This is a genomic window from Mycobacterium palustre (genome assembly GCF_002101785.1).
Lineage (GTDB): Bacteria > Actinomycetota > Actinomycetes > Mycobacteriales > Mycobacteriaceae > Mycobacterium > Mycobacterium palustre.
On record NZ_LQPJ01000115.1, the window covers coordinates 1 to 22970 of the forward strand.

Genomic DNA, 22970 nt, shown 5'->3' on the forward strand with positions numbered 1-22970 from the left:
CGATGAGGAGGAGTGGCGCATGACCCGCGCCGGCGACGATGCATCGCGGAAGCGATGAGGAGGAGTGGCGCATGACCACCGCGGCGGTGTTGCTGGCCATCGCGCTGTGGATCGGACCCGGCCCCTCGGCGGTGCGGGCGCGGGCGGGGATGCGGCCCCTCACGTCCGGAGCGCGCCCGCGGCCGCTCACGGGGCCCGACCCGCTGGCCGTCGCGTCCAGCCTCGACGTGCTGGCCGTCTGCCTGGAGGCCGGCATGGCGGTGTCGGCCGGCGCCGCGGCGACGGCGCCGTCCGCCCCGGCGAAGCTGGGCACGGTGCTGCGCCGGGCGGCCGACCTGCTCGCGCTGGGCGCCGACCCCGCAGTGGCATGGTCGATCCCGCCCGACGCGCCGGCTGGCCACGCCGACGCGCACACCGACGCGCTGCTGCGGCTGGCGCGGCGGTCGGCGTCCTCGGGCGCCGCGTTGGCGCGCGGCATCACCGAGCTCGCCGACCAGTCTCGTCACGACGCCGCGCACGCGGCCACCGCGGCCGCCGAGCGGGCGGGTGTGCTGGTCGCCGGGCCGCTCGGGCTCTGCTTCTTGCCCGCGTTCGTATGCCTGGGCATCGTGCCGATGGTGGTGGGGCTGGCCCGCGACGTGTTGCAGTCGGGCCTGCTATGAAACGAAAGGAAACCATTGATGCGCAACATATTCCGCGGCTTGCTGATCCGGATGGTCGTCGTCGCGACCGACGAGTCGGGCATGTCGACCGTCGAATACGCTATCGGCACCGTGGCGGCGGCGGCCTTCGGCGCGATCCTCTACACCGTCGTCACCGGCGATTCCATCGTGTCGGCGCTCAACAACATCATCGGTCGCGCCCTCAACACCAAGGTTTAGCCCGCTGTGCCGGCGGCGCGAGCACCGTCGAGGCGGCGCTGGCGATCGCCGCGCTGGTCGTGGTGCTGGTGCTGTGCCTGGCCGGTGTCACCGCGGTGTCGATGCAGGTGCGCTGCGTCGACGCCGCCCGGGAGGCGGCCCGGCTGGCCGCTCGCGGTGACGAACGGGTGGCGGTCGAGGCCGCGCGCCGCGTCGCGCCGGTGGGGGCGCGGGTCCGCGTCGACCGCGACGGTGATTTCGTGGTGGCCACCGTCGTTGCGCGTTCAAAGCTCTTGCCCGCGTTGGACATTGCGGGCAGGGCGGTTTCGGCGGCCGAACCCCGGTGATGACCGGGGCGCGGCCACCGTGCTGGCGGCCGCGATGGTGGTGGTGTTGCTGTCGGTCACCGGCGCCGGCGCGTACCTGGGGTCGGCGGTGGTCGCGCGTCACCGCGCGCAGGCCGCCGCCGCCCTGGCGGCGCTGGCCGCGGCCGGCTATCTGCCCTCCGGCGCCGCGGCGGCCTGCAGCCGCGCTTCGGCCGTCGCGCACGAAATGCGCGTCGACGACGCCGCGTGCGGCGTGGACGGTCTCGACGTCGTCGTCACCGTCCGGGTGGTCGTCGCCTTCGGCGGGGCGGCACGGGCCGCCGCGCGGGCCGGCCCCGTCGGCTCGGCCGTCGGTGGCGGCTAGGTCGTCTCGTTGAAGGCTTGCGGCAGTCCCGCGGCGGCGACTTCCTCGTCGGTCGGCAGTCGCAGCGAAACCAGCCCGGCGAAGGTGTCCGGTTCGAGTTCGACCCGGTTGACCGTGACGTGCAGCGGAACCCAGTCGACGTCGTGGCCGGGCATGCGCAGCACGCGGCTGGTGGGCCCGTCGGCGGATTCCTTCGTCATGCGGGTCCACAGGTGTTCGTCGTCGGGGTGCACCCTCGGCCCGCCCGTCTTGGCGGCCCGCCAGTCATAGAAGGGGCAGGGCTCGTCGAGCCATTTCAGCAAGGACCAGTTGCTGACGTCGACCAGCGCGCGGTGCACACCGGCTTGCGCCAGCCCTTGCAGGATCCGCTGCGCCAGATCATCGGTCGAGACCGGCGGGCCCTTGAATTCGGTGCGCCAGTTCATCGCCCGCGCCACCAGGTGATCCCGCCCGTCCGGCCCCGGTTCCAGCGTGGTGCGCGCGACGAAGCCGATCCGGACTGGGCTGCCCCGCCAATCGGCGACATCCCATGTGCTGCAGAGGGTTTGGTCCGGTTTGGCCCTGACTGCCATGGCCAGCACCTTGGTTTCGTTCGGGTTGAGTTCGCGCGACGGCAGGTCCTCGGCGAATGCCCTGCCGAACGCCACCTCGACGTCGGGATTCTTGCCGCTGTTGATCAGCGACTCGCGGGTGTCGGTGGCCACGCCCAGGGTGAGGTCCCACTTCAGCGGCCCCGGGATGGGGCGCTCGGCCGGCTCGGCGTCGGCCGGGCCGGTCCACACGTGCACGCCGTGGACGTAGCCGTCGGACATCACCACCGGTTCGGTGCGGATGACGCGGTCGCGCTTGGTGGTGATGCTGGTCAGGCTCTGGCCGTTGCGCACCGTCTCGGCGATCGCGGTTCGGACCGCGGCGAGGTGCGGGCTGCGGCGCAGGAACGTGGTGATCGGCACGAGGTTCTTGAGTTGCCGCCCCTGCGCCACGACGGCGGGCTCGCCCCCCCAACGTCTCCACGAGCAGCCAGTCGTGGGCCATGGGGCCGATTTTATGGCCGCTGTTGTCCGCCCTTTTCGCGCTCGGCGTGATGGTACGTTGGGGTTTCCTCGGCAGGCAAGAACGGCGCCTGTGACGACGCGGATCCATGGGTCGACCGTTGAGGGGTCGGTCGCCGTCCTTGGGTTCACATCGCCGAATGAGCCCGGTTAGCCCGGGCCCCGGCCCAACGCCGCGAGCACCAGCCGCAGCACCCGCACGGCGCCGGCCTTGTCGAGCGGGTCGTTGCCGTTGCCGCACTTGGGCGACTGCACGCACGACGGGCACCCGCCCGGGCACTCGCACGCCTCGATGGCCGCCGCGGTGGCGCCCAGCCAGGTGCGGGCGCGGCGGAAGCCGCGTTCGGCGAAGCCGGCCCCGCCCGGATACCCGTCGTAGACGAAGACGCTGGGCAAGCCGTCGGGGCCGACCGCGGTGGACAGCCCGCCGATGTCGCCGCGGTCGCAGCTGGCCACCAGCGGCAGCAGGCCGATGGCCGCATGTTCGGCGGCGTGCAGCGAGCCGGGGATTTGCGGCGCGTCAATGCCGTTGCGCAGCAACGCCTCCGGGGTGATGGTGTACATCGCGGCGGTGGTGGGCAGCACGTGCTCGGGCATGTCCAGCTCGATGAAGTCGATGACCTCCCCGGAGAGCCGGCGCCGCAGGTAACCGACGACCCGGTGGGTGACCTTGACCGGCACCAGCCCCAGCGTGACCGGCCCGAACTGCGAACGCTCACCCGTCCCGGTGACGACGATGTCGGTGAGTTCGCGCGCGAACGTGGAGTAACCGGGATCCTCGGCGTGGACGAACGCGATCTGGTCCTCGAGGTCCAGGGAGTCGACGACGTAGGTCTCGCCCTGATGCAGATACACCGCGCCCGGGTGCACCGAGGCCGGGGCTCGATCGACACCCGCGCTGCCGAGCAGCCGCCCCGTATCGGCCTCCACGATGACGATCTGGCCGCCGGCCGACCCGCGGATGTCCACCGCGCCGTGCGGTTCGATCCCGGCGGCCGGAAAGTATTTGCCGTTACGGCGCCGCAGCAGCCCCTGCTCAACCAGGGAGTCGACCAGGCCCTGCGCTGCCTCGGCGGGGCCGAAGTTCCGCACCTCCGCCTCGTCGAGCGGCATTTCCGTTGCCGCGCAAAGCAATTGGGGGCCCACGATGTAGGGGTTGGCGGGATCGATGACCACGCGTTCGACCGGCTTGCCCAGCAGCGCGTCGGGGTGGTGGACCAGGTAGGTGTCCAGCGGATCGTCGCGGGCGATCAGCACCACGAGCGCGCCCTGACCGCGCCGGCCCGACCGGCCCGCCTGCTGCCAGAACGAGGCGACGGTCCCCGGGAACCCGGCGAGCACCACCGCGTCCAGCCCGGCGATGTCGACCCCCAGCTCCAGCGCATTGGTGGTGGCCAGGCCGCGCAGCCCGCCCTCGGCCAGCGCCCGCTCCAGCGCGCTGCGGTCCTCGGCCAAATATCCGGCCCGATACGACGCCACCTTCTGCGCGAGCTCGGGCGCGATGTCGGCCAGCCGCGCCTGCGCCCCCAGCGCGGTCAGCTCCGCGGCGCGCCGCGACCGCACGAACGTCAGCGTCTGCGCCCCTTCGGCGATCAGGTCGGCCATCACCCGCGCCGCCTCCGCGCCGGCCGAGCGGCGCACCGGGGCGCCGTTCTCGCCGACCAGGTCGGCCAGCAGCGCGGGCTCCCACAGCGCCACCGTCCTGGACCCCTGCGGCGAGCCGTCCTCGCTGACCTCCTCGACCGGAAGGCCGATGAGCTCGGCGGCGGTCGCGCCGGGCGAATCGGTCGTCGCGCTGGCGAAGATGACCGTCGGGGCGCTCGAGTACCGCCCGCACAACCGCAGCAGCCGGCGCAGCACCATCGCCACGTTGGAGCCGAAAACGCCGCGGTAGTAATGGCATTCGTCGACGATCACGAACCGCAGGCCGCGCAACAACACCGCCCAGCGGGCGTGGTTGCGCAGGATCGACAGATGGATCATGTCGGGGTTGGAAAACAACCAGCGGGAGCGTTCGCGGGCGAAGCCGCGCACCTCGGCGGGGCTGTCGCCGTCGTAGGCGGTGGGCGCGACCGCAAAACCGGGCTCTTGCAGCCGCGGGATGGCCGCGGTCAGCGCGTGCGCGGCGCGCAGCTGGTCGTGGCCGAGCGCCTTGGTCGGCGACAGGTACAGCACCCGGGCCCGCGGGTCCGTCGCCAACGCGTTGAGAACGGGAAGCTGATAGGCCAGCGACTTGCCCGACGCGGTGCCCGTGCTGACCACCACGTGGCGCCCCGCGTGCGCCAGCTCGGCCGCGACGGCCTGATGCGACCACGGGCGGCTGATGCCGCGGCCGGCGAACGCGCGCACCACGTCGGGATCGGCCCATTCCGGCCAGGCGTGCGGCCGGCCGGTGCGCGCAGGCAGCTCGGCGACGTGGCGCAGGGGGCCTTCGCCCGCCGCGGTACCGGCGAGCGCGACGGCAAGCAGGTCGCTGCCGAAACTCGCCAAGTTCACACCCTCCTAACATCAGCCGGTCACACAAGTCTGTCGCCGACGCGATGAACATGATTGGATGATTGCGGTCGCAGCTTCTGTGTTCGTGTCAAACTTTCGCAGGAACAATGTTGCGGCCGCGGTTCCTGCGAGGTTATCGGTCGGGTGAAGTTCCGGCGACTACGCGAGGTATGGCGGTCGCAGCTGGCCCGGGGCACCGAAAGGCGGTGCACCGCACCCATAAGAGAAGGAAAAATCAGGAAATGCCACAGGGAACTGTGAAGTGGTTCAATGCGGAGAAGGGGTTCGGGTTCATTGCCCCCGAAGACGGTTCCGCGGATGTTTTTGTCCACTACACGGAGATCCAGGGTTCGGGCTTCCGCACCCTCGAGGAAAATCAGAAGGTCGAGTTCGAGATCGGCCACAGCCCTAAGGGCCCCCAGGCCACCGGAGTCCGCTCCGTCTAAGGAGAGCAGACACTCCACCGGAACCCCCCGTGCAGTCCCGCCCAGCGGGCCCCGCCGGGGGGTTTTCGTTTCGGCGTCCCGTGCCGCCCAAACCGCCGCCGCGCCGGTTAACTGAACGCGCGGAGGGGCGAGCTGGCCTACTGTCGGTGGCGTGAGCCAGCTTTCCTTCTTTACAGCGGAGTCGGTGCCGCCCGCGGTCGCCGACCTCTCGGGGGTGCTGGCGGCCTCTGGCCAGATCGTGTTGGTCGGTGCCCCGGAGGCGCAGGGCGCCCGGCTTTCAGTGGTCGTCGACCACGAGTGGCGGGCCGCGGCGCTGGCCGAGATGATCCAAGAGGCGGGCCTAAAGCCCGAAATCGGGCGCACCGACGAAGACACCCCGCTGGTGCGGACGGCGGTGACGCCGTCGTTGGTGGCCCTGGCGGCCGAGTGGACCCGCGGCGCGGTCAAGACGGTGCCGCCGCGATGGCTGCCCGGCCCGCGGGAGCTGCGGGCGTGGACGCTGGCGGCCGGTCGCCCGGAGGGCGGGCACTACCTGCTCGGTCTGGACCCGCACGCCCCCGACACCCATTCCCCCCTGGCGTCGGCGCTGATGCGCGTCGGCATCGCGCCCACCCTGATCGGCACCCGCGGCGGCCGGCCGGCGCTTCGGATCAGCGGCCGCCGGAGGCTATCGCGCCTGGTAGAAAACGTTGGGGAACCTCCCGACGACTCGGCGGCGTTGCCGCTGTGGCCCCGCAGTGCGCCGTCGGTTACGGCGTGATTTTCGGCTAGCCGGTTTGCGCAGCCACGCCCGAGGGTGCGAAATTGTCAGGTGCCCCAAAGCGAAGGAACGCCGGCGTACCTGAAGTTCACCGGAATTTCAGGCGCCGGCCTGTCATTCTTCCTGCAGGGCGGTCTCGTAGGGGGGCCGGGATAAGAGATGGAGCGTAAGCGCAGTTGGCTGACCCGAAGCTAAAGGACCCACAAAGCCCGACCAGTGGCGGAAATGGGACCCCTAGGCGACTCGTGATCGTCGAGTCGCCCACCAAGGCGCGCAAACTGGCCAGCTACCTGGGCTCCAGGTACATCGTCGAGTCCTCCCGCGGACACATCCGCGACCTGCCGCGGGCCGCGGCCGACGTCCCCGCCAAGTTCAAGTCCGAGCCTTGGGCCCGGTTGGGGGTCAACGTCGACGCCGACTTCGAGCCGCTCTACATCATCAGCCCGGAGAAGAAGAGCACCGTCAGCGAGCTCAAGGGGCTGCTCAAGGACGTCGACGAGCTCTACCTGGCCACGGACGGTGACCGCGAAGGCGAGGCCATCGCCTGGCACCTGCTGGAGACCCTCAAGCCGAACATCCCGGTCAAGCGGATGGTGTTCCACGAGATCACCGAGCCGGCCATCCGCGCCGCCGCCGAGCACCCCCGCGACCTGGACATCGACCTGGTCGACGCCCAGGAGACGCGCCGCATCCTGGACCGGCTGTACGGCTACGAGGTCAGCCCGGTGCTGTGGAAGAAGGTCGCCCCGAAGCTGTCGGCGGGGCGGGTCCAGTCGGTGGCCACCCGGATCATCGTGCAGCGCGAACGCGACCGCATGGCGTTCCGCAGCGCGTCGTACTGGGACATCGTCGCCCAGCTGGACGCCAGCGCGTCCGACCCGCAGGCCCAGCCGCCCGTTTTCGCCGCCCGGTTGGCCGGCGTCGACGGCCTGCGCGTGGCCACCGGCCGCGATTTCGACTCGGCGGGCCAGCTGCGCAATAGGGGCGGCGAAGGCCCCGCAGAAGTCGTAGTGCTGGACGAGGCGGCCGCCACCGAGCTGGCCGCCGGGTTGCGGGGCGCTCAGCTGTCCGTCGCGTCGGTGGAGGAAAAGCCCTACACCCGGCGCCCCTACGCGCCGTTCATGACGTCGACGCTGCAGCAGGAGGCCGGGCGCAAGCTGCGGTTCTCCTCGGAACGCACGATGAGCATCGCCCAGCGGCTCTACGAAAACGGCTACATCACCTATATGCGCACCGACTCCACGACCCTGTCGGAGTCGGCGATCAGCGCCGCGCGCACCCAGGCGCGTCAGCTCTACGGCGAGGAGTACGTCTCGCCGGCGCCGCGCCAGTACACCCGCAAGGTGAAGAACGCGCAGGAGGCGCACGAGGCGATCCGGCCGGCCGGCGAGACGTTCGCCACCCCGGACGCGGTGCGCCGGGAGCTCGACGGCGACGAGTTCCGGCTTTACGAGCTGATCTGGCAGCGCACGGTGGCCTCGCAGATGGCCGACGCCCGCGGCACGACGCTGAGCCTGCGGATCGCGGGCAGGTCTGGGGGGCCGCAGACCCCAAGAGAGGTCGTGTTCGCCGCGAGCGGGCGCACCATCACCTTCGCCGGCTTCCTCAAGGCCTACGTCGAGACCGTCGACGAGCTCGCCGGCGGCGAGGCGGACGACGCCGAGCGCCGGCTGCCGCGCCTGACCGAGGGGCAGCGGCTAAACGTTATCGAGCTCACCCCTGAGGGGCACGCCACCAACCCGCCGGCGCGCTACACCGAGGCTTCGCTGGTCAAGGCGCTCGAGGAGCTGGGCATCGGCCGCCCGTCGACGTATTCGTCGATCATCAAGACCATCCAGGACCGCGGCTACGTGTACAAGAAGGGCAGCGCGCTGGTGCCCTCGTGGGTCGCGTTCGCCGTCACCGGCCTGCTCGAGCAGCACTTCGGCCGCCTGGTCGACTACGGCTTCACCGCGGCGATGGAAGACGAGCTCGACGCGATCGCATCGGGCAACGAGCGGCGCACCAACTGGCTCAACAACTTCTACTTCGGCGGCGAGCACGGGGTGCCCGACTCGGTGGCACGCTCGGGCGGCCTCAAGAAGTTGGTGGGCGTCAACCTGGAGGGCATCGACGCGCGAGAAGTCAACTCCATCAAGGTGTTTGACGACGCGCAGGGCCGGCCGGTCTATGTTCGGGTCGGCAAGAACGGGCCCTACCTGGAACGCATCGTCACCGGTGACGACGGGGAGCCCACGCCGCAGCGGGCCAACCTCAACGACTCGCTGACCCCCGACGAGCTGACGCTGGAAGTGGCCGAGGAACTCTTCGCCACCCCCCAAGAGGGACGCGTGCTGGGCGTGGACCCCGAAACGGGTCACGAGATCGTCGCCAAGGACGGCCGCTACGGGCCGTACGTGACCGAGGTGCTGCCGCCGTCCGAAGACGACGACGGCGGCGCCCCGGCGAAGAAGGGCAAGAAGCCCACCGGACCCAAACCCCGCACCGGTTCCCTGCTGCGCGGCATGGACCTGCAGACCGTCACGCTCGAGGACGCGCTGAAGCTGCTGTCGCTGCCCCGCGTCGTCGGCGTCGACCCGCAGACCGGCGAGGAGATCACCGCGCAGAACGGGCGCTATGGCCCATACCTTAAGCGCGGCAACGATTCTCGCTCGCTGGCGACCGAGGACCAGATCTTCGATATCACCCTCGAGGAAGCGCTGAAGATCTACGCCGAGCCCAAACGCCGTGGCAGGCAGAGCGCTTCGGCGCCGCCGCTGCGCGAACTGGGGAACGATCCGGCGTCGGGCAAGCCGATGGTCATCAAGGACGGCCGGTTCGGGCCGTACGTCACCGACGGCGAGACCAACGCCAGCCTGCGCAAGGGCGACGACGTGATGTCGATCACCGACGAGCGCGCGGCCGAACTGCTCGCCGACCGGCGGGCCCGGGGCCCGGTGAAGCGGGTTGCCAAGAAGAGCACCCGAAAGGCTGTTGCCAAATCGGGGGCCAGGAAGGCGGCCAAGCGCAGCTAGCGCGCGGCGTCAAAAACTCGGCCCGATGGACTCGCTGGACACCTGGTCCGGCCTGGCCCGCCCCGGCTGGGAGGCCGTGACTCCGGCGAGCTTCGCCGGCCGCGCCAGCTGAGTGGGTGCCGTGCGCCCGCGCAGCTCGACGACCTCGCCGACGTCCCAGCACAGCGCCTCGGCGTCCAGGGCGCCGCTGACCGCGATCGCCGACGCCAGCACGTGGCCGGCCTCCAGCTTGGCCAGCTCGGTGAGCCGCGCGGCCTCGTTGACCGGATCGCCGATCACCGTGTATTCGAAGCGGGCCTGCGCCCCGATGTGGCCGGCGATGGCCCGGCCGGCCGACACCCCGATGCCGAACTCCGCCGAGCCGATCACCGGCAGCAGCGCGTCGTGCAGCTCGCGGGCCGCCGCGAGCGCCCCGCCGGAGGCGTCCGGGTGCTCGATCGGCGCGCCGAAGATGGCCAGCGCCGCGTCGCCCTGGAACTTGTTGACGAACCCGCCGTGCTTGCCGACGGTGTCGACCACCACGCGGAAGAACTCGTTGAGCAGGTGGACCACTTCGGCGGGCGGCCGCGTCGCGGCCAGCTTGGTGGAGCCGACCAGGTCGACGAAGAGCACCGCCACGTTGCGCTCCTGGCCACCCAGCTCGGTGCCGCGCTCGAGGGCCCGGCGGGCCACGTCCTCACCCACGTAGCGGCCGAACAGGTCGCGCAGCCGCTGCCGCTCGGACAGGTCGCGCACCATATCGTTGAAGCCGGCCTGCAGCAGGCCCAGCTCGCTGGCGTCATAGATCTGCATGTGCGCGTTGTAGTTTCCGCGTTGCACCTCGCTCAGCGCCCAGCGCAGCTGACGCAGCGGGTCGGCGATCGACATGGCCACCAACAGGGTGCTGACCAGGCCGATGCCCAGCGCGGCCAGGGCCAGCAGCAGGATCGGGTTGAACAGTTTTTCGGGGGTGGCGTGCAGCAGGGAGGCCTTGTCGGCCACCACGGCCAGCACGATGGCCAGCAGCGGCACCGCGGTGGACAGCATCCAGCTCAGCATCTGGCGCAAAATGACCCCGGGCGCCTTGACGTTCTCGGGCACGCCGCTGCGCAGCGCCGCGACCGCCACGGGCCGCAGCACCCGCTCGGACTGCAGATAGCCGATGATCGCCGTGGCGGCCGCGCCCAACGCCACGGCGACCGCGACGACGGGCGCCGTGTACTTGGCCACCGACCAGCTGGCGATGATGAACACCAGCCCGCCGATGCACCAAGCCACCCCACTGGTGAGCGTGCGGTAGAACGGCATGCGCAGCGCGCGGCTGCGCGCCAGTTCGGTCTCGGCCGGATCGGCCTCGGCCAGCAGGTTGTCGCGGCGCTGCCAGCGAAAGACCGGCAGCAGCAGCTTGAGGTTGAACACGATGCCGGCGAGGAACAGCGTGATCACGACGCTGATGAAGATCGCCAGGTTGACCGGGGGCAGATCCTGCAGCTGGATGCGGTCCTGGGGCGGCAAGCCGTAGCGCAAGAAGCCCAGCACGAACAGGCCGCCGATGATGTCGGCCTGCAGCATGCTCAGCGAAAACAGCGGCCACGGGGTGCGCACCACCCACCGGACGAATTCGCTGATCCGCCCCGGCAGTTCCGCCATGGTTGCCACCGATCCACCGTATCGGTCGGTATGGACTTGACGGAAAAGTTCGCGCGACTCGGCACGTCGCATATAGCTGCTGAAACGGCCCGGGAAGTTACGGAAATATCGCGATCCGATGGCGGATCGGTATCCGTCGGCAGGTGTCACTACTGTTGCCGGTGATGTCCGGGGTGTTTACACGGCTGGTAGGCCAAGAGGCGGTGGTGGCCGAACTGCTCGCCGCCGCCCGTTCCGCGCGCGGTGATTCCACTCACAGCGAGTCCGGCGCCGGAACTATGACACATGCCTGGCTGATCACCGGCCCCCCCGGTTCGGGGCGCTCCATCGCCGCGGTCTGCTTCGCCGCGGCGCTGCAGTGCACCTCCGATGGCGAGCCTGGCTGCGGGCGGTGCCGGGCCTGCTCGACGACGATGGCCGGCACCCACGCCGACGTGCGCCGAATAATCCCCGAGGGCCTATCCATCGGTGTGGACGAGATGCGCGGCATCGTGCAGATCGCGTCGCGCCGCCCGACCACGGGACACCGGCAGATCGTCGTCATCGAAGACGCCGACCGGTTGACTGAGGGGGCCGCGAACGCGCTGTTGAAGGTCGTCGAGGAGCCGCCGCCGTCCACGGTGTTTTTGCTGTGCGCTCCGTCGGTGGATCCCGAGGACATCGCGGTCACGCTGCGGTCCCGGTGCCGCCACGTCTCGCTGGTCACCCCGTCGACCGAGGCCATCGCGCGCGTGCTGGTCGACGGCGGCCTGGATGCCGACACGGCGAAGTGGGCCGCCTCGGTCAGCGGCGGGCACGTCGGGCGCGCCCGCCGCCTGGCCGTCGACGCCGACGCCCGGCAGCGACGCGAGCGGGCGCTGGGGCTGGTGCGTGACGCCGCGACCCCGTCGCGCGCCTACGCCGCCGCCGAGGAGCTGGTGGCCGCGGCCGAGGCCGAGGCCGTGGTGCTGACCGCCGACCGCGCCGAGGCCGAAACCGAGGAGCTGCGAACCGCTTTGGGCGCCGGCGGCACCGGGAAGGGCACCGCGGGTGCGCTGCGCGGAGCCACCGGCGCGCTCAAGGACCTGGAGCGGCGGCAGAAGTCGCGGCAGACCCGGGCGTCGCGCGACGCGCTGGACCGGGCGCTGATCGACCTGGCCACCTACTTTCGCGACGCGCTCGTGGTGTCGGCGGACGCGGGGGGCGTGCGGGCCAACCACCCCGACATGGCCGATCGAGTGGCGGCGCTGGCCGCCCACGCCTCGCCCGAGCGGCTGCTGCGCTGCATCGAGGCGGTGCTGGAGTGCCGAGAGGCGCTGGCGATCAACGTCAAACCCAAGTTCGCCGTCGACGCCATGGTCGCGACCATCGGGCAGCAACTTGGGTGACTCGGGACGCCTGCCGTAGACTCGTGCCGCCCGGCAGGGCACGCCACCTTAGCTCAGTCGGTAGAGCGGCTCACTCGTAATGAGCAGGTCAGGAGTTCGATTCTCCTAGGTGGCTCCAGTTTTATGTCGCAGTTGTCGCGCGAGAGGGGTATCGCCCTTCCGCGTCGCGCGTCGGCGGTTCGCACGATCAGGCGGGCGCGACGAAGCCCACGGGTCCCGACGCGAGGCACAACGCCAGTGCGGCGGTGTTGGCCCGCACCGTGATGGCGTCCCCGGCGCCGGGCAGCCGGACGAAGATCCGGTTGAGGCCGGGACGCACCGGCACCCTGACGTCGGGCCCCTGGCTCAGCGACAGCGTCATGGAACCGTCGCTGTTGGCCAGGTAGTTGAGTTCGACGGTCCAGTCGGCCGGCAGCAGCGGCCCGTCCAAGACGAGCCGCGCCGGCTTGTCCGGTTGCGCGAAATAGCCGCACCGCGGCATGGGGCCGGGGGCGATCGTGCGGATCCAGGTCACCCGCCCGTAGATCAGCCGGCCCGAGCTGTCGATCATGCGCAATTGCGTTGTCGCAGAGGAAAATTCGGGCCGATCGCGCAGCAGTGCGAACATGTGGCTGGCCAGGTTCTGCGGCGCCGCCACCCGCTGCAGCACCAGCGGATCGACCTCCTGGTCGAGCAGCGGCGCATCCGAGGCCGCGCGCGCGGCGGCCAGGCCGGCCCGGGCGTTTTGCAGGTAGGGCTGCGCGGGGTTGTCGCGCCAGCTGGCCAGAAACGTCGCCGTCGAATACAGGCTGCTGGCCACGAACGCGACCGCCAGACCCGCCGTCACCGCGGCGCGCTTGGGCGCGGCATCCAGCCACCGCGGCGCGGCCGGTCGGTTCGGGGCGCACAGCGCGACGGCGGCCAGCAACGCCAGCACCACCGCGAGGTCCGGCAGGTAGCGCAGGGTCTGGGCGAGTTCGAGGGCGGTCTGCTTGGACGAGCGCATCAGATAGATCGGCACCTGACACGCCACGGCATAACCCGCCGCGGTCAGCCACACGGCACCGATGCGCTGCTTGCGCAGCAGGGACACCGCCACCACCCCGGCGAGCACCAGCCAGCCGAGCGCCATCACCGACGGCGGGGGCGTGGCCCACGGCGACGCCGGCGCCCACCGGTCCCAGCGCCACGGCCCGCCGGCCAGTGCCGGCACGATGCCGTGGGTGATCGACCGCCACAGCAGCGCGCCCGTCATCGCCAGGTCGGTGCTCCAGCGCCGCTGGTCGACGACGCCCAGATACAGCCCGACCCAGCCGGCGGTCAGCGCCAGCGACGCCACCCACAACCGCAGACCGGCCCGCCACACCGTCCGCACCGCCGACCCGTCGCCGGTCACGTGCCACAGCAGGGCCGCCACGGCGAACGCCACGAACGGGATCACGGCGGCCTTCTCGAAGAACAGCAGCCCGCCGAGGTACGCCAGGACGCCGGTCACCGCGTAGCGCTGGTTTCCCGTGCGCACCAACAGGATCGCGTCGGCGCACGTCCACGCCAGCGCCGCCAGCATCGGCAGCGAGTTCAGCGCCGCCGCCCACCACGCGAAACCCGGCACGGCCAGCGGCGTGAACAGCGCGAAGGTCAAGGGGGCCAGCAGCGCCCGGCGCCAGCCCAGGATGACGTGCAGCGCGCGCAGCAGCGCCAGCGACGCCAGCAGTTGCAGCGCCAAAAGGCTGACCGCCGGCCAGGTCCAATCCAGCGGCGCCGCCCGGATGATCGCGCCGGCGACCAAAAAGGCGCCCGGCATGACGTGGCCGTCGTGGTCGTCGAACAGGTATGACGGCGACAGCAGCCCCTCGGTTCCCGCCTTGCCGACCAGAATCAGGTCGTCCCAGTAGAAGTAGCCCCCGAACGCCAGGACCGCGCGGATCGTCAGCTGGACGGCGATCAGCGCGGCGGCGGCCAGCGCCACCCGAGGTAGCCGCGCGGACCGCCGGTATGGTGGGCCGGTGCACGCACTGGTCACCGGGGCAGCCGGATTCATCGGCTCGACGCTAGTCGACCGCCTGCTGGCCGACGGCCACACGGTGGTGGGGCTGGACAACTTCGCCACCGGCCGCGCGACCAACCTTGAGCATTTGGCCGGCAACCCGGCGTACGCCTTCGTCGAGGCCGACATCGTGGCCGCCGACCTGCGGGCCATCCTTGACGAGCACCGCCCGGAGGTGGTGTTTCACCTGGCGGCCCAGATCGACGTGCGGCACTCGGTGGCAGACCCGCAATTCGACGCCTCGGTCAACGTCATCGGCACCGTGCGGCTGGCGGAGGCGGCGCGCCGGGCCGGGGTGCGCAAGATCGTGCACACCTCGTCGGGCGGATCGATCTACGGCACGCCGCCGGTCTACCCCACCCCGGAGACGGTGCCCACCGACCCGGCCTCGCCGTACGCCGCGGGCAAGGTGGCCGGCGAGATCTACCTGAACACCTTCCGCAACCTGTACGGCCTGGAGTGTTCGCACATCGCGCCGGCCAACGTCTATGGCCCGCGCCAGGACCCGCACGGCGAAGCGGGCGTGGTGGCGATCTTCGCCCGGGCGCTGCTGTCGGGCAAGCCCACCAAGGTGTTCGGCGACGGCACCAACACCCGCGACTACGTGTTCGTCGACGACGTGGTGGACGCCTTCGTCAAGGCCTCCGGGGACGCCGGCGGCGGGCAGCGGTTCAACATCGGCACCGGCGTCGAAACGTCGGACCGCCAACTGCATTCGGTGGTGGCCGCGGCCGTCGGTGGACCCGACGACCCGGCGTTCCACCCCCCGCGCCTGGGCGACCTGAAGCGGTCCTGCCTCGACATCGGTTTGGCCGCAGAGGTTTTGGGTTGGCGCCCCCGGGTTCAGCTGGACGAGGGTGTGCGCCGCACGGTGGAGTACTTCCGCAGCGTGCGCACCGGCTAGCCAAGCTAGCGCGGTTCGGCCACCTCTTCGGGTTGCTGCGCGCCCTCCAGCGCCACGGCCCGCGCCAGCCGCGCGTACCGCAGCTCGAGATCCTTGAACCGCATGTAGGTGCTCAGCGTGGTGAAGCTGAACGCCATGATCAGCGCGTAGAGCATCAGGTCGGTGCCGCGGCGCACCCCGAACCAGTGCGCCACCACCGTCGTGTCGTCGGGGCGCAGCACGGCATAGATGCCGCCCAGCACGAACAACACGTATCCGACCTTTACCCAGGCCCGCGACCGCGCGTTGCGGCGCGACCGCAGCAGGTAGACCAGCAGCGCGACGATCGAGGAGATCAGCAGCACCTGGATCCAGTTCATCGTTGCGTCCTATTCATCTTGGAATCCTCCCTCGCAGGAACCCGTCGAAGACGATGTTGACGCCGTTGAGCAGCGGCTGCCCCTTGGACTTCGAGTATTCGGTGTAGAGCACCTCGACCGGGTATTCGGTTACACGCCAATGGTTTTCGGCGATCATCACGATGATTTCGTTGGCGTGGCTCATCCCGCTCATGGTGATGTCCAGCCCGTCGGCGACCTTCTTGTTGAAGACCCGCAGCCCATTGTTGGTGTCCGTCAAGCCAAGTCGCCGACCGCGGCGGCTCAGCCTGGCCGCGGTGCGCAGCACCATCCGCTTGACGAACGGCGGCCGGCTGCCCTCGTCGGTGCCGAACCGCGTCCCGATCACGACGTCGACGTCACCGGCGCCGAGCCGGTCGATCATCGCGACCAGATCCTTGACGCGGTGCTGGCCGTCGGCGTCGAAGGTGGCGAAAACCAGCGCGCCGGGCCGCTTCCGGGCGTATTCGACTCCGGTCTGGATGGCCGCGCCCTGACCCAGGTTGATCGGGTGGCGCACCAGGTGGGCCCCGGCCTTCCGGGCGATTTCGCCGGTGCCGTCGGTGCTGCCGTCGTCGACGCAGACGACGTGATCAAAGACCGAGCGGACGTCGGCGATCACCTCGCCGATGACGGCGGCTTCGTTGAAGGCGGGAATGACGATCCAGACGCCCGGGTAATGCGTTTCACTGTCCATTCAAGCCCACAAGGTACACGGGATCAGGCGGTCGGGCGCCCGGCGCGCGCCAGCGACACCAGGTGCACCGCGATTCCCACCAGCGGTCCGCACAGCAGGCCGACGACGGTCCGGGTCTGCAGGGGCAACGGCAACAGCAGCAGCAGCCCCGAGGCGACCGTCGCACCCACCCAGCCCGCGGCGTAGGCCCGGTGCATCGCGGCGGCGACGGCGGCGGCCCCGGTCAGGGTCAGCATCGCGATCGCGAGGGCGGCCGCCGTCAGCCAGGCCAGCAGCGCGCTGCTGGCCTGGTACTGCGCCCCGAAGGCCACCCGCAGCAGCCACGGCCCCACCATCCCCGCGGCCGCCACCCCGACCGCGCCGATGCCGGCGACGATCGCCGCCGGCGTCACCAGCGCCCGAACCCGGTCGGTGCGCTCGTCGACGAAATGGGCGATCAGGTTGCCTTGCATCGCCGTCAGCGGCACCAGCAGCGGCGCGCGCGTCAGCGTCACCGCCAGGATGATCACCCCGCCCTCCGCCCCCAGTTGCGTGCTGGTCAGCTTCAGCAGCACGGGAAAACCCATCACCAGGATCGCGCTGGCTCCCGCCGCGGTGATGGAGTGGGCGGCGCCGCGCAAAAATGTCGCGGTGCCGCCCGGCGTCAGCAGCCGGGCCGCGACCCGGGCGGTCGGGGAGGCGCCCAGCACGATCAGCCAGGCCGCCGCACCCGCCACGGTCGCCCACAGGAAGCCGGCCAGCCCCCAGCCGATCACGAAGGTCGCCCCGGCGACCGCCACCCGGATCACGGCGTCGGTCACCATCAGCGACCCGTACACCGTCCACTGATTGGTGCCGGCCAGCATCCCCAACAGCGTGGCGTGCAGGCAGAACCCGGCGAGTCCGACGGCCAGCAGCGCCACCGACAGCCAGCGCGCCTCGACGAACACCCGCCCGCCCCACAGCGGCGAGCTTCCCGCGATCACCGCGGGGGCGGCGACGCCGACCATCGCTGCCACCCGCAGCGGATGGGTCCGGCGGCCGACGACCTCGATGTACTGCGTCGAGCGGACCTCCCGGGTGGCCTCCTGCAGCAGCCCGTTGGCCGCGCCGGTGACCAACCCGAACGCGCCCCAGAACACCCCGAACACCGAAAAGCCGCTCGGGGCCAGGTCGCGGGCGGCCAGGTAGATCACCGCGTAGCCGCACAGCGCGGTTACCGCGGTCGCGGTGGCGACCCGGGCCACGCTGCCGCGCGCGATCGGGCCGGCCCCGGTGGAGGCTTCGGTACCGTCGACTTCGGGCATCGCCACAATTTGAAAATAGTAAGTGCGCAGGACTGGCGGCCCGGGTCGGCGAAACGGATCGCTAGGGTTGGCGACTGTCGAGAAAGGATCCATGGCCGCGCTCCGCACCTTTGGTTTTTCGCTGTTGTGCGCCATCGCGGCCCTCGTTGTCGGCTACGCGCACGGCGGCCTGAACGCCATGTTCCTGCTGCTGGTGCTCGCCATGCTCGAAATCTCGCTGTCCTTCGACAACGCCGTCATCAACGCGGCGATCCTCAAGCGGATGAGCCGCTTTTGGCGGCGGATGTTCCTGACGGTCGGGATCGTGATCGCCGTGTTCGGCATGCGGCTGGTCTTCCCGTTGGTCATCGTGTGGGCGACCGCGGGCATCGGGCCGGTGCGCTCGATGGAGCTGGCGCTCGATCCGCCGGCACACGGCGCGCTGGAGTACCCCGACGGCTCGCCCAGCTACGAGAAGCTGATCGTCGCGGCTCACCCGCAGATCGCGGCCTTCGGAGGGACGTTCCTGCTGATGCTGTTTTTGGATTTCCTCTTTCACGACCGAGACATCAAGTGGCTCAAGTGGATTGAGGTGCCTTTCGCCCGCGTTGGCCGGCTCGGACAGGTGCCGGTGGTGGTGGCCGGCGTCGCGCTGGTGCTCGCCGGGACCGCATTGACGCACTCCAGCGACGAACGCGCGACGGTGCTCAACGCCGGGGTGCTGGGCCTGGTGACCTACCTGGTCGTCAACGGATTGAGCCGGGCCTTTCGGCCAACCGACGTCGACGTCGGGACCGCCCGCACGGCCGTCGGCAAGGCGGCGCTGGGCCTGTTCGCATATCTCGAGGTGCTCGACGCCGCCTTCTCGTTCGACGGGGTGACCGGCGCCTTCGCGATCACGTCCGATCCGATCGTCATCGCGCTGGGCCTGGGGCTGGTGGGCTCGATGTTCGTCCGCTCGATCACCATCTACTTGGTCCGGCAGGACACGCTGGACCGCTACGTCTACTTGGAGCACGGCGCGCACTGGGCGATCGGCGTGCTGGCCGTGATCATGCTGCTCTCCATCGAGCCGCGGTTCGAGGTCCCCGAGGTCGCCGCCGCCTCGGTGGGCGTGGTCTTCATCGGGGCGGCGCTGGCCTGGAGCGTGTGGCGCAACCGGCGCAACGCGCGCCCGCCCTGGCCGGTCAAACCTGACCGGTCAGGCCCCGATCTGGCCGGCGATGCGCCGCTCGATGCTGGCCCGCGCCGGGGCCGGTAGCACGATCAGGCCGTCGAGCTCCTTGCCGGCACGCGCGTAGACGCTCTGCCGCTCCTAGTGGGCAGCGCCCGCATCGACGCTTCGGCGCGCCGCGGTTACGCCGGAAGCGTCAGCGGGCCCTAATGTTCGGCCGCTTTGAACCGCTCCACCGAACGCTGCACCTCGGCTTCGGCTTCGGCCCGGTCGACCCAGTTGGCCGTCTTGACGAACTTGCCCGGCTCGAGCGCCTTGTATTGCGAGAAGAAGTGCTTGATCACGTCGAGCTCGAATTGCGGGACGTCCCCGATGTCCTGGATGTGGTCCCACCGGAGGTCACCGGCCGGAACGCAGAGCACCTTGTCGTCGCCACCGGCCTCGTCGACCATCCGGAACATTCCGACCGGACGCGCCTCCACGATCACGCCGGGGAACACCGGCTGCGGCAGCAGCACCAGCGCATCCAGCGGGTCGCCGTCCTCGCCCAGCGTGTCCTCGATGAAGCCGTAATCGGTGGGGTAGGCCATCGACGTGTACAGGTAGCGGTCCAGGCGCACCCGCCCGGTTTCGTGATCGACCTCGTACTTGTTGCGCTGGCCTTTCGGAATCTCGATGGTCACGTCGAATTGCACCGTGCCGGCTCCTTTATGAGGGATAGTCCTGGGTAGCTCAGTTGGTCGGGCATCACCCTAGTCGAGCGTTACCGGGCCGATTCGGCAGAATGGGTTCAAACAGTCAGGAGAGTGATGGGTCCGACTCGCTGGCGGAAATCCACCCAGGTGTTCATCGGGTTGGCCGTGCTGGCGTTCGTCGCCGCCGTGGTGGCCGCGGCGACGTTTTTCACCACGGGCGGTCACGGCGCCGGGGCCGCACACGTCCCGGTGCCCCCGCCGCGCCCGCCGACCGTCAAGCCGGGGATGGTCCCCGTCGCCGACACCGCCGAGACGCCCAGCCCCGCCGGGGTGGCGGCCACCCTGGGCCCGGCGGCGGCCGACCCCAACCTCGGCAGGCTCGGCGGGCGCATCACCGACGCCATCACCGGCAAAGAGCTGTGGCAGGTCGCCGAGGACCTGCCGCTGACCCCGGCGTCGACCAACAAGGTCCTGACCGCGGCCGCGGCGCTGTTGACGCTGGACCGCCAGGCCCGCATCAGCACCCGCGTGGTGGCCGGCAGCCAAAACGCGCAGGGGCCCGTCGTGCTGGTCGGCGCCGGTGACCCGCTGTTGTCGGCCGCGCCGCCCGGCGTGGACACCTGGTACCGCGGGTCGGCGCGCATCAGCGACCTCGTCGAGCAGATCCGCCGCAGCGGCATGACACCGACGTCGGTACAGGTGGACACCTCCGCCTTCAGCGGCCCGACGATGGCGCAGGGCTGGGATCCGGCCGACGTCGACAACGGCGACATCGCGCCGATCGAGTCCGTGATGGTCGACGCCGGGCGCATCCAGCCCACCACGGTCAATTCGAGGCGGTCCAAGACGCCGGCGCTGGACGCGGGGCGGGAGCTGGCCAAGGCGCTGGGCCTGGACCCCGCCGCGGTGACGATCGCGACCGCGCCGGCCGGGGCGCGGCAGCTCGCCGTGGTGCAGTCCGCGCCGCTCATCCAGCGGCTGCAGCAGATGATGGACCACTCCGACAACGTGATGGCCGAGTGCATCGCTCGGGAGGTGGCGGCCGCGATCAACCGGCCCCGCAGCTTCGCCGGCGCCGTCGACGCGGTCACCAACCGGTTGAGCACCGCGCACGTCGACACGGCCGGGGCCGCGCTGATGGATTCCAGCGGCCTGTCGGTCGACGACCGCTTGACGGCCAAGACGCTCGACGGCGTCGTGCAGGCGGCCGCCGGCCCGGACCAGCCGGCCCTGCGCGCCCTGCTGGACCTGCTTCCCATCGCCGGCGGCAGCGGGACGCTGGCCGACCGGTTCCTCGACCCGGCCACCGACCGCGGTCCGGCCGGGTGGCTGCGGGCCAAGACCGGCTCGCTCACCGACATCAACTCCCTGGTCGGGGTGCTCACCGACCGCACCGGGCGGGTGCTGACGTTCGCCTTCATCTCCAACGCCGCCGGACCCAACGGCCGCAACGCGATGGACGCCCTGGCCAGCAGGTTGTGGACCTGCGGGTGCGCATGACCCCATCGTCGAACCTGACCCTGGGAACCGCCGTGGACTGGCGGTTCGCGGCCACGGTCGGCCAGCGCCTGGCACGGCCGGGCCCGGCGGCCAGTGACTACACCCGCCGCCGGGTGATCGACGAACTGACCGACGCGGCCGCCAAGGCCGAACCGCCGGTGCGCGACGTCACGGGCCTGGCCACCAATGGGGCGGTGCCGCCGGCCCGCATCGTCGACCGCGCCGAATGGATTGGGGCCGCGGCCGAGTCGATGCGAGTGATGACCAAGGGTGGCGAAAAGCCGCGCGGCTTTTTCACCGGGCGCATCACCGGCGCGCAGACCGGCGCGGTGCTGGCGTTCGTGTCGTCCGGCATCCTCGGCCAGTACGACCCGTTCGCCACCGGTAACGGGGCCGGGGCGGGCCTGCTGCTCCTGGTGTATCCGAACGTCATCGCCGTCGAGCGCCAGCTGCGGGTGGAGCCGTCCGACTTCCGGTTGTGGGTGTGCCTGCACGAGGTGACTCACCGGGTGCAGTTCACCGCCAATCGCTGGCTGGCCGACTACATGTCGGAGTCGCTGGGGCTGCTCACCCAGGACGCCGGCGAAGACATCACGCACGTGGCGCGCCGGCTCGCCGAGTTCGTCCGCAACCGCGGCGCCGGGGACGGGCCCGACGCCGGCTCGCCGATTCTGGGCCTGGTGCGCGCCGTGCAATCCGAGCCGCAACGCAAGGCCCTCGATCAGCTGCTGGTGCTCGGCACCCTGCTGGAGGGCCACGCCGACCACGTCATGGATGCGGTCGGGCCGCGGGTGGTGCCGTCGGTGGCCACCATCCGGCGGCGGTTCGACGAGCGTCGCCACCGCAAGCAACCCCCGCTGCAGCGGCTGTTGCGCGCGCTGCTCGGTCTCGACGCCAAGCTGAGCCAATACACCCGCGGCAAGGCGTTCGTCGACCACGTGGTGGGCAGGGTCGGGATGGAACGGTTCAACGCCGTCTGGTCGGGTCCCGAGACGCTGCCGCTGCCCGCCGAGATCGAAGACCCTTCGCGATGGATCGACAGGGTGCTGTAGGGCAGCTGCGCACGGCTGTCGAAGCGTTCGCCCGGACCCATCTCGGCGGCGAGGAGCGCTGGTGCGTGGCGCTGTCCGGCGGCCCCGACTCGCTGGCGCTGACCGCCGTCGCGGCCCCGCTGCGGCCCACCACCGCGCTGATCGTCGACCACGGCCTGCAGGCCGACTCGGCCGCCGTCGCCGAGACCGCGCGACAGCAAGCGCTCGCGGTGGGATGCGTTGCTGCGCAAGTGCTTTCGGTGCAGGTCGGGGTGGAGGGCGGCCCGGAGGCGGCCGCGCGCACCGCCCGTTACGCCGCGCTCGACTCGCGGCGCGACGGGCCGGTGCTGCTGGCCCACACCCTCGACGATCAGGCGGAGACGGTGCTGCTGGGCCTGGGGCGCGGCTCGGGGGTGCGCTCGATCGCGGGGATGCGCCCGCACGACCCGCCATGGTGCCGGCCGCTGTTGGGGGTGCGACGCGCCGTCACGCACGCCGCGTGCCGGGAGCTGGGCCTGGCCGCGTGGCAGGACCCGCACAACAGCGACCGCCGATTCACCCGCGCGAGGCTGCGTCTCGAAGCGCTGCCGCTGCTGGAGGACATCCTGGGTGGCGGTGTGGCCGAGGCGCTGGCCCGCACCGCCACGGCGCTGCGCGAGGACACCGAGCTGCTCGACGCGCTCGCCGAGGAGGCCCGCCCCGGCGTGCAAGAGGATGCGGGGCTGGTCGCCCGGGACTTGGCCGAGCTGCCCGGGCCGGTGCGGCGCAGGGTGATCCGCGGGTGGCTGCTGGCCGCGGGCGCGACCGGGTTGACCGACAAGCAGATCCGCGGCGTGGACGCGTTGGTCACCGCCTGGCGCGGGCAGGGCGGCGTGGCGGTGGGCTCGGCGTTGCGCGGTGAGCGGTTGATCGCCGGGCGGCGCGACGGCCTGCTCACGATGTGGCGCGAACCTGTGTAAACGGGGGCCGCCGTTGGTTATCGGCCCG

The 22970-nt window shown here is 71.0% G+C and carries 20 protein-coding genes, 1 tRNA gene and 1 pseudogene; 14 read left to right on the forward strand and 8 right to left on the reverse strand.

All coding sequences use genetic code 11. From position 1 onward, the window contains the following. Positions 1–71: 71 nt before the first annotated feature. From AWC19_RS18025 to AWC19_RS29275, 4 genes are read left to right on the forward strand one after another with little or no spacing between them, the layout of a single operon-like run. Complete coding sequence (locus tag AWC19_RS18025) at positions 72–662, forward strand: type II secretion system F family protein (protein WP_211284948.1); 591 nt, start codon at positions 72–74, stop codon at positions 660–662. A gap of 18 nt (positions 663–680) precedes the next feature. After that, positions 681–881, forward strand: a complete 201-nt coding sequence (locus AWC19_RS18030) for a DUF4244 domain-containing protein (protein WP_085079427.1) — start codon at positions 681–683, stop codon at positions 879–881. Positions 882–919: 38 nt separating this feature from the next. Next, entirely contained in the window at positions 920–1207 is a 288-nt protein-coding gene (locus AWC19_RS29270) for a TadE family type IV pilus minor pilin (RefSeq protein ID WP_142281283.1), read from the forward strand. 19 nt (positions 1208–1226) lie between these two features. Next, the gene (locus AWC19_RS29275; protein ID WP_142281278.1) at positions 1227–1550 is read left to right on the forward strand and encodes an Rv3654c family TadE-like protein; all 324 of its coding nucleotides are present in this window, start codon (positions 1227–1229) and stop codon (positions 1548–1550) included. Here AWC19_RS29275 and AWC19_RS18040 read toward each other — a convergent pair. Continuing rightward, positions 1547–2585: pseudogene (locus AWC19_RS18040) on the reverse strand (PAS domain-containing protein). The gene AWC19_RS29275 and the pseudogene AWC19_RS18040 sit on opposite strands and share 4 nt — an antisense overlap. 167 nt (positions 2586–2752) lie before the next feature. Beyond that, positions 2753–5092, reverse strand: a complete 2340-nt coding sequence (locus tag AWC19_RS18045) for a DEAD/DEAH box helicase (RefSeq protein ID WP_085079482.1) — start codon at positions 5090–5092, stop codon at positions 2753–2755. 248 nt (positions 5093–5340) lie between these two features. Between AWC19_RS18045 and cspA the strand changes: the two genes are divergently transcribed. The 3 genes from cspA to topA all read left to right on the forward strand — a co-directional run bounded on the left by cspA (position 5341) and on the right by topA (position 9318). Then, positions 5341–5544 (forward strand): cold shock protein CspA, encoded by a 204-nt coding sequence (cspA, locus tag AWC19_RS18050; RefSeq protein ID WP_007166602.1) that lies wholly within the window; start codon positions 5341–5343, stop codon positions 5542–5544. A 151-nt stretch (positions 5545–5695) separates the two neighbouring features. After that, a complete protein-coding gene (locus AWC19_RS18055; protein ID WP_085079429.1) occupies positions 5696–6304 on the forward strand; it encodes a hypothetical protein in 609 nt (202 codons plus the stop codon). Positions 6305–6480: 176 nt separating this feature from the next. Continuing rightward, positions 6481–9318 carry a type I DNA topoisomerase gene (topA, locus tag AWC19_RS18060; protein WP_085079430.1) on the forward strand — a complete coding sequence of 946 codons (2838 nt, stop codon included), beginning with the start codon at positions 6481–6483 and terminating at the stop codon, positions 9316–9318. Positions 9319–9327: 9 nt separating this feature from the next. Here topA and AWC19_RS18065 read toward each other — a convergent pair whose 3' ends face one another. Further along, complete coding sequence (locus AWC19_RS18065) at positions 9328–11019, reverse strand: adenylate/guanylate cyclase domain-containing protein (protein ID WP_245849103.1); 1692 nt, start codon at positions 11017–11019, stop codon at positions 9328–9330. Positions 11020–11111: 92 nt separating this feature from the next. Here AWC19_RS18065 and AWC19_RS18070 point away from each other — a divergent pair, with 92 nt between their 5' ends. Both AWC19_RS18070 and AWC19_RS18075 read left to right on the forward strand, forming a co-directional pair. Next, a complete protein-coding gene (locus tag AWC19_RS18070; protein ID WP_085079432.1) occupies positions 11112–12314 on the forward strand; it encodes a DNA polymerase III subunit delta' in 1203 nt (400 codons plus the stop codon). 42 nt (positions 12315–12356) lie between these two features. After that, positions 12357–12432 (forward strand) — tRNA-Thr (locus tag AWC19_RS18075). 69 nt (positions 12433–12501) lie between these two features. On the opposite strand, the gene AWC19_RS18080 is transcribed toward AWC19_RS18075, so the two are convergent. After that, a complete protein-coding gene (locus AWC19_RS18080; RefSeq protein ID WP_169718127.1) occupies positions 12502–14334 on the reverse strand; it encodes a hypothetical protein in 1833 nt (610 codons plus the stop codon). On the opposite strand from AWC19_RS18080, the gene AWC19_RS18085 reads away from it, so the two are divergent. Then, a complete protein-coding gene (locus AWC19_RS18085) occupies positions 14300–15244 on the forward strand; it encodes an NAD-dependent epimerase/dehydratase family protein (RefSeq protein ID WP_085079433.1) in 945 nt (314 codons plus the stop codon). The two genes, AWC19_RS18080 and AWC19_RS18085, sit on opposite strands and share 35 nt — an antisense overlap. Positions 15245–15249: 5 nt before the next feature. Here AWC19_RS18085 and AWC19_RS18090 read toward each other — a convergent pair whose 3' ends face one another. From AWC19_RS18090 to AWC19_RS18100, 3 genes are read right to left on the reverse strand one after another with little or no spacing between them, the layout of a single operon-like run. Then, complete coding sequence (locus AWC19_RS18090; RefSeq protein WP_085079434.1) at positions 15250–15603, reverse strand: DUF2304 domain-containing protein; 354 nt, start codon at positions 15601–15603, stop codon at positions 15250–15252. Positions 15604–15616: 13 nt separating this feature from the next. Further along, positions 15617–16318 (reverse strand): glycosyltransferase family 2 protein, encoded by a 702-nt coding sequence (locus AWC19_RS18095; protein WP_085079435.1) that lies wholly within the window; start codon positions 16316–16318, stop codon positions 15617–15619. A gap of 23 nt (positions 16319–16341) precedes the next feature. Then, a complete protein-coding gene (locus AWC19_RS18100; protein ID WP_085079436.1) occupies positions 16342–17604 on the reverse strand; it encodes a hypothetical protein in 1263 nt (420 codons plus the stop codon). A gap of 91 nt (positions 17605–17695) precedes the next feature. Here AWC19_RS18100 and AWC19_RS18105 point away from each other — a divergent pair, with 91 nt between their 5' ends. Next, positions 17696–18844, forward strand: coding sequence for a DUF475 domain-containing protein (locus tag AWC19_RS18105; RefSeq protein ID WP_085079437.1), 1149 nt, complete (start codon positions 17696–17698; stop codon positions 18842–18844). A gap of 119 nt (positions 18845–18963) precedes the next feature. Here AWC19_RS18105 and AWC19_RS18110 read toward each other — a convergent pair whose 3' ends face one another. After that, positions 18964–19452 carry an inorganic diphosphatase gene (locus tag AWC19_RS18110; RefSeq protein ID WP_085079438.1) on the reverse strand — a complete coding sequence of 163 codons (489 nt, stop codon included), beginning with the start codon at positions 19450–19452 and terminating at the stop codon, positions 18964–18966. 114 nt (positions 19453–19566) lie between these two features. Between AWC19_RS18110 and dacB the strand changes: the two genes are divergently transcribed. From dacB to tilS, 3 genes are read left to right on the forward strand one after another with little or no spacing between them, the layout of a single operon-like run. Continuing rightward, the gene (gene dacB / locus AWC19_RS18115; protein WP_142281279.1) at positions 19567–20952 is read left to right on the forward strand and encodes a D-alanyl-D-alanine carboxypeptidase/D-alanyl-D-alanine endopeptidase; all 1386 of its coding nucleotides are present in this window, start codon (positions 19567–19569) and stop codon (positions 20950–20952) included. After that, a complete protein-coding gene (locus AWC19_RS18120; protein WP_085079484.1) occupies positions 20949–22004 on the forward strand; it encodes a zinc-dependent metalloprotease in 1056 nt (351 codons plus the stop codon). Before dacB ends, AWC19_RS18120 begins: the two co-directional genes overlap by 4 nt. After that, positions 21983–22942, forward strand: coding sequence for a tRNA lysidine(34) synthetase TilS (gene tilS, locus AWC19_RS18125; protein ID WP_085079440.1), 960 nt, complete (start codon positions 21983–21985; stop codon positions 22940–22942). The genes AWC19_RS18120 and tilS overlap by 22 nt, the downstream gene beginning before the upstream one ends. Positions 22943–22970 lie beyond the last annotated feature (28 nt).

Bases quoted from the DNA above. Each gene is read 5' to 3' on its own strand.
- tilS (WP_085079440.1), top strand. From the start codon at position 21,983: ATGGATCGACAGGGTGCTGTAGGGCAGCTGCGCACGGCTGTCGAAGCG.
- AWC19_RS18120 (WP_085079484.1), top strand. From the start codon at position 20,949: ATGACCCCATCGTCGAACCTGACCCTGGGAACCGCCGTGGACTGGCGG.
- AWC19_RS18025 (WP_211284948.1), top strand. From the start codon at position 72: ATGACCACCGCGGCGGTGTTGCTGGCCATCGCGCTGTGGATCGGACCC.
- AWC19_RS18070 (WP_085079432.1), top strand. From the start codon at position 11,112: ATGTCCGGGGTGTTTACACGGCTGGTAGGCCAAGAGGCGGTGGTGGCC.
- AWC19_RS18100 (WP_085079436.1), bottom strand. From the start codon at position 17,604: ATGCCCGAAGTCGACGGTACCGAAGCCTCCACCGGGGCCGGCCCGATC.
- AWC19_RS18065 (WP_245849103.1), bottom strand. From the start codon at position 11,019: ATGCGACGTGCCGAGTCGCGCGAACTTTTCCGTCAAGTCCATACCGAC.
- AWC19_RS18030 (WP_085079427.1), top strand. From the start codon at position 681: ATGCGCAACATATTCCGCGGCTTGCTGATCCGGATGGTCGTCGTCGCG.
- AWC19_RS18095 (WP_085079435.1), bottom strand. From the start codon at position 16,318: ATGGACAGTGAAACGCATTACCCGGGCGTCTGGATCGTCATTCCCGCC.
- cspA (WP_007166602.1), top strand. From the start codon at position 5,341: ATGCCACAGGGAACTGTGAAGTGGTTCAATGCGGAGAAGGGGTTCGGG.
- AWC19_RS18090 (WP_085079434.1), bottom strand. From the start codon at position 15,603: ATGAACTGGATCCAGGTGCTGCTGATCTCCTCGATCGTCGCGCTGCTG.
- AWC19_RS18080 (WP_169718127.1), bottom strand. From the start codon at position 14,334: ATGAATCCGGCTGCCCCGGTGACCAGTGCGTGCACCGGCCCACCATAC.
- AWC19_RS18105 (WP_085079437.1), top strand. From the start codon at position 17,696: ATGGCCGCGCTCCGCACCTTTGGTTTTTCGCTGTTGTGCGCCATCGCG.
- dacB (WP_142281279.1), top strand. From the start codon at position 19,567: ATGGGTCCGACTCGCTGGCGGAAATCCACCCAGGTGTTCATCGGGTTG.